Origin of the sequence: Paenibacillus rhizosphaerae, from assembly GCF_014192015.1 — a bacterium.
Lineage (GTDB): Bacteria > Bacillota > Bacilli > Paenibacillales > Paenibacillaceae > Paenibacillus_AQ > Paenibacillus_AQ rhizosphaerae.
This window is the reverse complement of sequence record NZ_JACHXJ010000001.1, coordinates 1,882,748-1,894,365: the sequence shown is the minus strand read 5'-3', so window position 1 is coordinate 1,894,365 and position 11,618 is coordinate 1,882,748. Positions and strand designations below refer to the sequence as shown.

The 11,618-nt window shown below is 43.0% G+C and carries 8 protein-coding genes; 4 read left to right on the top strand and 4 right to left on the bottom strand.

The window, feature by feature from the left end:
- The first annotated feature begins 114 nt into the window (after nucleotides 1-114).
- Both FHS19_RS08180 and FHS19_RS08175 read left to right on the top strand, forming a co-directional pair.
- Nucleotides 115-1,071, top strand: a complete 957-nt coding sequence (locus FHS19_RS08180) for an ABC transporter permease (RefSeq protein WP_183581171.1) — start codon at nucleotides 115-117, stop codon at nucleotides 1,069-1,071.
- Between the two features lie 20 nt (nucleotides 1,072-1,091).
- Nucleotides 1,092-1,973 (top strand): carbohydrate ABC transporter permease, encoded by an 882-nt coding sequence (locus tag FHS19_RS08175; protein ID WP_183581168.1) that lies wholly within the window; start codon nucleotides 1,092-1,094, stop codon nucleotides 1,971-1,973.
- A gap of 555 nt (nucleotides 1,974-2,528) precedes the next feature.
- Here FHS19_RS08175 and FHS19_RS08170 read toward each other — a convergent pair.
- Nucleotides 2,529-4,184, bottom strand: coding sequence for an extracellular solute-binding protein (locus tag FHS19_RS08170; RefSeq protein ID WP_183581165.1), 1,656 nt, complete (start codon nucleotides 4,182-4,184; stop codon nucleotides 2,529-2,531).
- A 630-nt stretch (nucleotides 4,185-4,814) separates the two neighbouring features.
- Here FHS19_RS08170 and FHS19_RS08165 point away from each other — a divergent pair.
- The gene (locus FHS19_RS08165) at nucleotides 4,815-4,943 is read left to right on the top strand and encodes a sporulation protein YjcZ (protein ID WP_183581162.1); all 129 of its coding nucleotides are present in this window, start codon (nucleotides 4,815-4,817) and stop codon (nucleotides 4,941-4,943) included.
- A 1,631-nt stretch (nucleotides 4,944-6,574) separates the two neighbouring features.
- The gene (locus tag FHS19_RS08160) at nucleotides 6,575-6,973 is read left to right on the top strand and encodes an extracellular solute-binding protein (protein ID WP_183581159.1); all 399 of its coding nucleotides are present in this window, start codon (nucleotides 6,575-6,577) and stop codon (nucleotides 6,971-6,973) included.
- A 462-nt stretch (nucleotides 6,974-7,435) separates the two neighbouring features.
- Here FHS19_RS08160 and FHS19_RS08155 read toward each other — a convergent pair whose 3' ends face one another.
- The 3 genes from FHS19_RS08155 to FHS19_RS08145 form a co-directional block, all read right to left on the bottom strand.
- On the bottom strand, nucleotides 7,436-7,924 hold the full coding sequence (locus FHS19_RS08155; RefSeq protein WP_183581156.1) for a hypothetical protein: 489 nt from the start codon (nucleotides 7,922-7,924) through the stop codon (nucleotides 7,436-7,438).
- A gap of 1,066 nt (nucleotides 7,925-8,990) precedes the next feature.
- On the bottom strand, nucleotides 8,991-9,875 hold the full coding sequence (locus FHS19_RS08150) for an SDR family oxidoreductase (protein ID WP_183581153.1): 885 nt from the start codon (nucleotides 9,873-9,875) through the stop codon (nucleotides 8,991-8,993).
- A gap of 166 nt (nucleotides 9,876-10,041) precedes the next feature.
- Nucleotides 10,042-11,001: an AraC family transcriptional regulator gene (locus FHS19_RS08145; protein WP_183581150.1), complete on the bottom strand. Its 960-nt coding sequence runs from the start codon at nucleotides 10,999-11,001 to the stop codon at nucleotides 10,042-10,044.
- Nucleotides 11,002-11,618 lie beyond the last annotated feature (617 nt).

Genomic DNA, 11,618 nt, shown 5'->3' with positions numbered 1-11,618 from the left:
CCCTCCAAAAAACCTAACAAATTGATATAAGGACTAACGGATTCGTCTATTGCTTTCATTAATGAAGACATACAATGAATATTATATTAACCTATCAGAAAGTGAGGACGACACATGAATACCTCCACCGAGACTAAAGAAGCAACTCTATTGCACACTGGCCTGCGCAAAAAAGAAAAAGCAGGAAATTTAAAACGTGCATGGCCGCTCCACTTGATGGTGCTGCCCGCTATTCTGCTAGTCATTGTATTCTCCTATGTCCCGATGGCGGGTGCAGTGATCGCCTTCCAGGACTATAAGCCATGGAATGGATTTATCCACTCGAAGTGGGTAGGACTAGAGCATTTCCGCACAATGTTTGAATTTCCTGATATCAGGCAGGTTATCTGGAACACACTAATCATAGCGTCCATGAAAATCATCTGCCTCCTGATTGTTCCGATCCTGTTCTCTCTTCTGCTTAATGAGGTGCGAAGCATTGTTTTCAAACGAACCGTACAGACGATGGTCTACCTTCCCCACTTCTTATCCTGGGTCATATTGAGCGGCGTGCTTATCGATGTCATGTCAGATAAAGGGCTTGTCAACCAAATCATTGCCTTCTTCGGATTTCAATCGGTCTTCTTTTTCGGTGACGGTAACTGGTTCCGTGTCATGCTAGTTGTAAGCGCCGTCTGGAAGGAGTTCGGGTTCTCAACCATTATTTTTCTGGCAGCGCTCTCTGGAATTAATCCGTCACTTTATGAGGCGGCTGAGGTTGACGGTGCCAACCGTTGGAAACAAACTCTGCACATTACCCTCCCTGCAATTGTGCCGATCATTTCTGTCGTTGCCACTTTATCACTGGGCGGTATTCTGAATGGCGATTTCGATCAGGTATTCAATCTGTATAATTCACTGGTATACGACAAGGGCGATATTTTAGATACCTACGTTTACCGGACTGGCCTGGTCGGCACCAAATACAGTTTTGGGGCGGCCGTGGGAATGTTCAAATCGGTCGTAAGCCTAGTTTTGATCCTTATCACGTACCGTCTTGCCTATAAATTCGCAAATTATCGCATTTTCTGAGGAAGGAGAGAGACAGTAATATGTTATACAGATCACCTGCTTACCGAATCTTCACCTGGCTGAACTACTGTTTTCTGACGTTGACAGCCATCGTGTGCTTACTCCCTTTAATTCACGTCCTTTCCGTATCTCTTAGCGGTAAGGCCGCAGCAAGCGCCAACCTTGTCGGTCTTCTTCCGGTCGATTTTACCACGATGTCGTACAAGGCAACCGTTAACAATATGCATTTTACAAAAGCTCTGCTTATTTCCGTCGAGCGAACTGTAATCGGAACTTTCATAAGCATGCTTTTCATTGCCTTAGGAGGTTATGCCCTCTCCAAAGACGAACGAGCTTTCCGCGGCCGCACGGTTTATGTTTGGATATTCCTGTTTACGACGTTGTTTGGCGGCGGAATGATACCGAGCTATATTCTAGTGAAAAGTCTGGGACTGATGAATTCGATCTGGGCTCTGATTTTGCCGGGAGCAGTCGCCGTATATAACATGATCTTGCTAATGAACTTTTTCAGAAGCGTACCCAAGGAGTTGGAGGAAGCGGCACTCATCGACGGTGCCGGTCATTTCAGAACACTGTTTAGCATTTATCTTCCCATTTCCTTGCCGGCAATTGCTACGTTAGCGTTATTTACAATGGTTGGCCATTGGAATTCCTGGTTCGATGGCATGATTTACATGACAAATCCGGATAAAATCCCATTGGCAACCTACTTGCAGCAAACGATCGTTCAGCAGGATTTAAGCAATTCAAATGTTGATCTAACTCAGGTCAAAAACAACTACTCAGGACAGACGATCCGTGCAGCACAAATTTTCATAGGAGCATTGCCGATTATTCTGGTCTACCCTTTTCTTCAAAAATACTTTGTTAAAGGCATTGTCATTGGTGCAGTTAAGGAATAGTTGGTCATAAACAATCAAGAGGCTGATCTCAAAAGGTTATAAATTTACCTGGAGACAGCTTCTTTTTTGGTTTAATCAAACCAGTTCCGATACTTACCTATAAAAGGATGCTCTCCTCCTCTTTCAGCCACTTCGTATGTGTATCAATTCGCTCAAGGAGAAGTTGTTAATCTATTGAGGATTACTTGAATGTCGGTACAAATATACTTTCGTATTAAGGTGAAAATTTTCGAGTGCAAATAATTATAAATGCGGCTCGAGGTCAGACAGAAATGAATTCGCGGTCGAACGAGTCCCTTGATCCTAAACATTTTAATAGAGTAAATATATAAAAAATGAACTTGAATAAAAATGGACCTTATTTAAATCAAAGATTTCTTCCGAGATATGATGGATGAATACAGAACTTATACCTTGAAATAATTTTCAATAACAAGAAATGGTGGCGCAGGATAGCTCCTTGCACCACCATTCTTTGATAAATTAAGGATATTCCGCGAACCCAGTAGCCTTTAATCAAGTAAAAGATTTAACACATGATATTCTCTATACCTATTAATTATTTGGGTGAAGTTCTTTGTACCAAGCGTTGACTTCTTCTGTAATTTTATCGCCCCCCCCGGATTTCCATTGTTTCACGAAATCATCGAAAGCGTCGAGCGGCAACTTTCCATACAAAATTTTCGAAAACGTTTCTCGTTCCATCTTATCAAGAAAATCTTGCCGATCAACCATTGTTTGTGTTGGAGCTCCTGTAAACATGGAATTTACAGCGCTATCCTTTTGGGACAGCAGCACCGGCGCAGTTGCAATCGATTCCTGCCGAACACCATAGATATTGGACTTCTTCCCTTGCAGGATCAACTGATAGTCTTCAATCATTTTGGATGGTATTCTTGCAACGTCGTACTGAATGGCATTCATTTTTTCCAGCTTAAGGTCTGGTTTCAGGTTCTTAGCGTCATCAAACACATATTTTTTTCCTTTGATTGTTGCCCAGTCCAGATTTTCCTGGAATCCGTATTCGTAAGGACTGCCGACGGCTGCATTGGCATAGTTATCATACAGCCAGTTCTGATATACAAAATAAGCTTCTGGATTTTTACAATCCTTGTTGATCAGAATGACACCGTTACGAAAGCTTGAAGCATGGAACATTCGCTTACCATCAGGTCCTACCGGAATTGGATACGCCTTTATTTCGGCCCCTTTCACGTTCGTAAACAACCCGCCGATCGGCCATCCTGCAGAATACTGGGGCCCGGCAAACATTCCTGTTTTGCCTGCAGTTACAGCATCCGTTGCCTTAATTCCGTCCATGATGCCGGATTCTTGATCGATATAGCCCTTGTCCAACCATTCCTTAAGTTTGGCTAAACCCTGCTTCATCGCCGGATTAATGGAGCCATACTCAAGGCTGCCATCGGCAGCTTTATTCCATTGATTCGGCAGCGTGCCGAATTCGCCGAAAATCCAGCCGCTGTCCGACATCCAGGTATTGAGCGGATCTTTTAGGCCAGCTGCATAACCATACGTATCTTTCTTACCATTACCATCGGGATCTTTATTTGTAAACGCATCCAACAATACTTCAAAATCAGCAAGCGTCTTCGGCTCCGGAAGTTTCAGCTTCTTGCGCCAATCTTCCCTAATCCAGAGAACAGGATCAGCGTTATATTTATAGTCTAGCTGAGGCAAAGCCATCCGCTTGCCATCTATAACAAATGAATCCCAAACCGTCGTATCCTCATTCATCGCCTTTTTCCAAACATCGCCAGCATATTTATCGAAGAGAGGTCCTACTTCCATAAACTGTCCCGAGCTAATTAGTTCCTGGGTAAGCTTATCGTCACGAAGAGAAATAATATCGGGTAATTTCTCGCCGGATGCCAATTTCAGTTTCAGCTTGGTTGAGGCATCGCCTGTTATTATTTCAGGGTAGACGGATTCAACTCCGACCTTGTCGACCATAAACTGAATGAATGGATTATTCTGGATGGTCTTGCCCCTGGCATCCGGCTTGCTGTCATAGGCATTTTTCCAGACCGTCAATTTGACCGGAGGGTCAAATTTGCCATTCACAAGTTTTGTTTCTGCCAATTTACTTGATGAATCACTCCCGCCACTGCTTCCAGAGCTGCAAGCAGCCAGCAAACTTGTACATAAAACCAAATTAACAGCACTGGCGACCCACTTCATTTTGCTTTTCATACGTAGCCCCCTACAAAAGATTTTAAATAATTTATACATCCTTATCATAAAAACGATGCTGAGCGTGTGAAATATCAATATTAAAGCTTCTATAACAATCTGTTAGGTATGTTTCTTGTATACGACTATTTCTTATCAGTCGTTAAAATATGCTAACCATTCTGTCCCTATCCCTAACGATTACGTTGCCGCATCATCTTTCAAATCGATATAGACAGGGTCACTTATTTCTCCGCGATATTCTTTCAAGACTTCAATACTCTGCTTGATCCTGATGTTATAACGAGTATCCTGTCGCTATCCTGCCCGTTAGCTTAATGAGTTGTCGTTAAGAATGGTTAGAAGCTGCTTGTGCAAATTGCCAGCATCCAATTCGACTGTCCTTTTGATCTGGATTAGTATTTCGTATTTCTTCATAAATGGCAAATGATAAAGGCCTCCCTTGTGTTTTTGGTACTCCTGTCGTTCCTCTAAATAAAGCTGCCCCCCTGTACTTATAAATAATGCACAGTTTATGTCCATTGTCCTGATTCTCAGTTGCCTATTTATCGAAGTTCGCTAATCCGTACAGGCGCTTCTGAATTGTTAAGCATACAGTAACCATGTATTTACGAAAAAGGAGTGGATAAAATGTCAAACGTAGTTGGTGGTGCAACCGGTGGAGCAGGTATGGCTGGTTATGGCTGGGGAGGAGGCATAGGAGCTATTTTAGTCCTGTTCATCCTGCTGGTCATCATCTCTAGAGCATTTCTCTTTTAAATAGGGTAACAAAAACCTTGCCAAGGTCGGCAAGGTTTTTTCTCTCTATAGAAGTGCCCAGATTGGTTTAATCATCATTCTGCATCAGTTTCGTATTAAATTTCTGTATATTTCGCACTATTGATTACAAATAAGCATCTGAGATCCTCTCCGGAAAGGAACCACAACGCTTCCTAAAATCCATGGTTTCCGTGTCCAGTATTCGTATCTCCGGCCCGCATTTCTGTCATCGTCTAAAGAATCTCCTTCCTGGTGCCTCGCCTTTTTGAAAAAAAGCAAATAATCATGATAGCTAATGGTTCGTTCTTGCCGAACTAGCTGAAGCAAGCACGTGAGAAAATAGCTGTCCTTCCCCAATAAATCTCTGGTAGAAAGTTCTGCTGCCTCAAGAGAAGTTGGCTCATCGAGTGAAATTTGCTTTCTTGATCCGTTTTGCTGTATCTCGTTGTCCAGCAGTTCCAAATCACAAAACCGGCAATGATACCTGTGTTCTCTTTCCTCAATATTCGAACCGTAAAACGGACAAGTTGGCATAAAGGCTCTCCCCTTTAATGAATTTCTTGCTTTTCAAAAATCGATTAACCATTCCCTTTAGTTTATTCTAGACGTCCTTCATTCGATTGTTCTTCTGGCCAATCATAAAGAAGCCAAGATATATCGAATTCGTGTTTAAATCTAGAAATAACATTCCCGCCGAACAATGGAAATGAATATATTGTTGAAAATGTACTCAACAAAATCTTTTAAGCCAAACACAAAAAACCGCTTTGTAGGCAGCGGCCGCCTCTGCGATCACATCCTTTATCCGTTGCAGTCACAGAACAGAAGGTGCACTCTGAAATGAGTCAAGGATGGAATTATATAATATATGGTTCACCCGAACCTTTTGCCATCTAATTCCGCACAACCAATATGAAGGATTGCGATTTGGGTATAATTGCAAACAATATTTTAGTCATGAGGAAACAACCTGAATTCCCCTCTCCAAAATCATTGTAATATATGTTAAATATCCTCTGTCTCGCAATAAATTAAGTGTATTCGAAACATCCAGAATTTCTGATTTCTCCAAAAAAAATGAGCGCAACAATAAGCGCTCAGCAAAGTAGGTCTTTTGAAATTTCAGACCATAAATCCTCAAAAAGATCCGTACACTGCAAAATGCTACCTGGTCCATTCAGCCCTTTTGGTTAACCATCCGTAGGCTTCAATAGGTCAGATTCTGAGCCATTAATCAGATCATCCACCAGTCAACAGTTCTGGATGCCCTTATTGAAGCCCTAAAATAAAACATGCATGCTTTATTTGGGCAGCAGCCACCCCTGCGATCACACTCTTTTCACCGTTGCAGTCACGGATGATGATAATTACGAGCGGAGTAATATATATGTATGCCCTATCGCTTGACTTGGTGAATGACAATTTTTTTGATTTAATCTTTAAACCCCTCAATGGTCAATTTCCATCGCTTCATATTTGACCTATTTTGGGGCCAATGCTTCAAAAGTAGGTATCTTGTATATCAATCCCACCGATTTTTAAATGGAGTCTCGGACTATGCATACATTTGGCCTCGAATAAAAATGAATGTAATTATTTAAAATAACCAAAATTATAGCATCGAAAAGAGCATGAAAACCACGGAGGATTTTGTCGATGGCGTGTTCGATTTGTACAAAGTAGATGGCAAATACAACTCCGTTACGCAAGTAACCAGCTTCGGCTTAACGATGGTGTACAACAAAGATTTATTCAAAAACGCCGGACTGCCCGACCTGCCGACGGATTGGAATGATCCTTCCTGGACTTGGGATAAGATGGTCGAATATGCAAAAAAGCTGACAAGCAACTACGGCAAAGGCATCAATGCCCAGTACGGTATCGCTTCCGTTACGGATAATCCGCATACCCTTTCCTTCTTGTTCGGAGGAAACCCTTATTTACCTGAAACATACACGACCAGTTTTGCTGAAAGCAGCAATTTGGATGATCCGAAGGTCATTTCCGCGTGCAGGCCGCCGCTGATTTGATCTACAAAGATCAAGTATCGTCGACACCGGCGGAGACGCAAACGTTGAAGCAGCTTGGCGATATTTTCGCCACGGATCGGTAATCGGCCCATGTTCTTGTCCATTACGGCAATCGGTACAAGTTCTTGTCCTGGGCTCGGGACAAGAATTTGTACCGATAAAATAAAAAAGCCGCCAAAATAGCGACTTTCAATGGGAACATGTTCTTGTCCCTCGACAATTTACGGCTAACAGAAAACGAAGGTAATCACACATGTCGTGTCGGATGACAAGAACTCATAATGTATTCAAGAAACGATTGAATTATCCTGCCCGTTAGTTGAGTAAAGCCAGCCGGTCAAAGTGATCGGCTGGCTTCTTGTCTTTATTGAGCTATCGTTCCCCGTTAGCGCAACGAAGTACGCCTATCTGGATCGCAGCAGCCGCATTTGCTTGGATTGTATCCCTACAAGTCAATTCTGTCTATGACTCCGTTACGAGCTCTTGTAACTTTAATGCAAAACTATCCCAGTTTGTATCAAACCTTCTATTAAAACTCCACCCGCTAGAACGCAGCTTCTCGCCTAAATAGATGTAATCGGCACGTTGCTTATCGTTTAGACTAATATCTAAAGCAAAAGTTCCGTCACCAACCACGAACTTTTTCATGTAATCGTGCAATTTCCAAAGGAGCGTTTCCTTATCGTTATCTCTTTCCATTCCGATGCGCATAATAATTGAATCCATAGCATCATCCAGTTTCTGGACAACAAGAGCTTCATTTTTCCAATTATGATCTTTTTGATCCTGTATCGTTACTTCAAGTTGGGCTAGATCTCGATAAATGGATGTATTCAATAACTCATATTTCAATTCTTGATTTCGGTTATCATGTTTATGATTCATAAACAAAAAAACATTCACGAACAATGATAATGCTAGAATTACTTTGATCCAATCAATTTTCCTCATACCATCCTCCAATCACTCAACAAGTTGTTTGGTGGTCTGCTCAATCGGGTATCCGGTTCCAATGACCTTCAACCCTCACAGTTTCCGGTTCTACATTGCCTACAAAGCCAAAAATCGATAAAACAAATAGGAGAACATGAATGCTAATACGAACGATAGAACAGATAACGTCCGATTACTATTCCACGTTCGAAATCCGTTTGCCACTTCTAAAACAATCACTGAAAAGAGAGTTATTAAAATATTTTTCCAAAACAGCAACGTTAAAAGTATAGTTAAGGCAGTCAAACACCATATAACCGTAAACCATAGTGGATACTTTGATAAATATTTTTTAAGCATGGAGATCCTCCTAAAAAGCCGCAATGAATTATTATAGCTACGTAATAGTGCAACAGCGATTATTATCAATCCACTTAAAAGGAACAATGGTGCAAAAATGTTATCACTGAATCCCGGAATTTGAGGTGATGGTACTTCTCCAGTCATTCGTCCCGCATAAAAACCTGCTAATTTAATATTACCAGCTATATTGCTTACAGCTCGTTCTATGGTATAAATTAGCCCCGATACAACTATAAACATTGACCCAATTATAAACAAATATCGTGTTCTCATGAAATTTAGGCGCTCCTTTACCTTTATTCATCAAAGTAATTACGATATGTATATTTTAACATATGTAAGCAACTAACCTGCCCGTTAGTTTAATAAAAGGGCGTCTGCCGCCGTCGATGAGATCAGATCGGGAATGTAACCATGTTCTTGTCATCAGTCGGGAATGTTATCAAGTTCTTGTCATTGTGTTTTGACAAGAACTTGATAACATAAATATATAAAGCCGCATAATCAGCGGCTTCTAATGTTATCTATGTTTTTGTCACCCGACAGCAGGCTATGCGTGAACAGAGTCGGTTGGAGCGGCCGAAGGTTGGAGCGCGGAAATAACTGTGGGAAGGAGGAGGCGGTATGCCCTCTCCTTTTCTATTTTAAAATTTGGCTATTGTGAGATGTATAGGCCAAGCTACTCTTGTCTCTAGACCTCTATCCTAAACTTGCCGTTTGATTATTTTCCCAGAATGTCGGCGACAAGCGTAGGCTCAACAGGTTCCCAACCGAGCTTCTCTCGTGTCCAGACATTTGACGTCGGATTGTCCATTAAGACGAAAGGCGCAAGCCATCCGAACTGCTCCTCAGCAGCTTCGGGGGAAATGCTGGAGACCGGCAGGTTTAGGCGCTGGCCGATGGCTTCAGCAATATTCCGAAAGGGAATCGCCTCTTCACCAGCGCCATGCAACCGTGAACCAGCAGGAGCAGATTCCAGAGCCAACCGATACAGCTTGGCCGCATCGAGCCGATGCAGGGCAGGCCAGTGGTTCGCTCCGTCGCCTACGTAGGCTGAAACACCTTTTTGACGGGCAAGCTCAGCCAGAAGTGTGGCGAAGCCCTGACTAGTGGCGTCATGTACACATGGAGCGAGCCTCACCGCAGATGACCGTACATCACGCACAGCCAATGCAATTGCCATGTTCTCCGCTATACTTCGCGGTAACCCGGGCGATCCGTCCTGCGCCTGATCATCTTCAGTGGCCGGTCTCCCCAATGACGGAACCATAGTTGTTACCGACGTCATCACAATCGGTTTTCCAGAGCCGGCAAGGACATCTCCTATTACTTCGATGGCCTGAAGATCGTCTGCAATTGCTCCGGCAAAATCCGTGAAACTATTATCAAACGCTAAATGAATGACGCCGTCGGCTTCTGCAGCTCCGCTGCGCAGGCCATTAGGGTCACCCAGACTGCCGCGAAGCGCTTCGGCCCCCATCGCATGGAGCGCGGCAGCGGCCTTATCTGAACGGGCAAGTCCGACAACCTCATGACCGGCATGTATAAGTTCCTTGACAACAGCAGAACCAATAAAACCTGTAGCACCTGTAACAAAAACACGCATATTAAAATCCTCCTAAGCACTTCATAATAGGATCATCCATACGCCAGCGCATGGAATACTCAACCTCAACCCCATTATTACTGAAGTCTCAAAAAGATTGTTGCCTGTTCCACGTAACTTATTGCCTGATTCTCCTGTGATGAACATTAATATTTATTAGCTTCTATTATTGATACATTTCACTTGTGAGTCTGCTATGCAGTTTAGCCATATCCCTTCTTGGCGGATTTCCAAAGTAGCTGCGGTAATCACGGCTAAACTGTGAGGCACTTGCATATCCCACCAACTGGGAAGCTGTAATTGCATCCATTTGCTTGGATAACATGAGGTTCCGGGCTTCCTGCAAACGCAGTTCTTTTTGATATTTCAACGGGCTTATAGAGGTAACAGCCTTAAAATGCTTGTGAAAAACAGAAACACTCATGTGGGAAAGACTTGCCAACTCTGAAACTTTCATGGGCTGATCGAAGTTGCTCCGCAGCCACTCGATTGCCTTAGCGACTTGTCGAACCGATGTGTCGGCAAAACCCATTTCGGCGATGTGAATCCCGATCGGGCTGAGCAGCAGCCGCATTAGAATCTCATCCTTAACAATGGGCGCAAGTAATTCCGCATCACTTGGATGGTGCAGGCATTCTATCAATCTCGCCACAGCATGGATTATACCTGTGTCAGCCTCAGCAGTATAACCTGCACACCGTGTTTGCACAGAGGGCAGCCCCCGTGGATACACTTTTGGAACAAACTCCGCTATTTTTTCCGGATCAAGAGTCAATCCGATGCCGATAAAAGGTTGCTCCGCATTTGCCTGTATCGTTCTCAGCGAAACGGGTAAGGCAACCGGTATCATGAACATACGGGATTTGCCGATTTGAAAAGTTTCCTTCTCAAGCCTGACCGTCTTGACTCCCTGCGCAACAATTAAGACGGAAGGCAAGTAAAAAGCTTTCTCCCAGTCCACACCTGTCCTGGAATAGCGCCTGATATGCAGTCCGGGAATAGGCTGGCTAAAGGTACCGTCACTTTGAACATAATTGTTGATCAAGCCTACCAACCGACTTAATTCTGCGTCATGGAGTGTAGTGGCATTCATTGTTGCGGATTGTTCCAAATAACCGTCTGTCAATTCAAATACCTTCTTTCCGAGAACTGGCCATTTTCCGTTAGTAATGATTATCCATCCTGTACCAAGAATTACATCCTTTTCAAACCTTCGCCCTATAATTATAGCCGCTATATTCTAAGGGTAACCATTGCCTCTCCACTGTGCTATTATTTATGATACGGTTCAGCTTAACGGTGCTATCGGCGAAAAGTGCGAAAGGAACATGCCGCAGTGCATATTGGCCAACCTTTCAGGAACCAATTGACGGGAGAAGCTTCGCCTTACTTGGAGATCTCCAGAATAATATCTACCTTATGAAGATCGTCCCTTAAATGCTTTACCGATGCGAGGGTTGGCAAACTTCTATTTTAGTAGGTGGAACTTTCAATCTTAAAATCTAAATTGATGCCGAAATCGCTTTAAATCCTCTTCAAAAATCATAAAAAAGACTTTGTTTTCAACGGTCGAAAATGTATTTCAAGTTTCTAGAGCTTGTACCGATTGGATGTGCAACAAAAAGCAAGCCTATATATGGATCATAATCGAACCCCATGTGCGGGGAAGTATAAAGGAGCTCCGATCAGGAGCCCCTCTTCGTTTGTATGGACAATTAGGCATCTTTATTGAGCTATTGTATC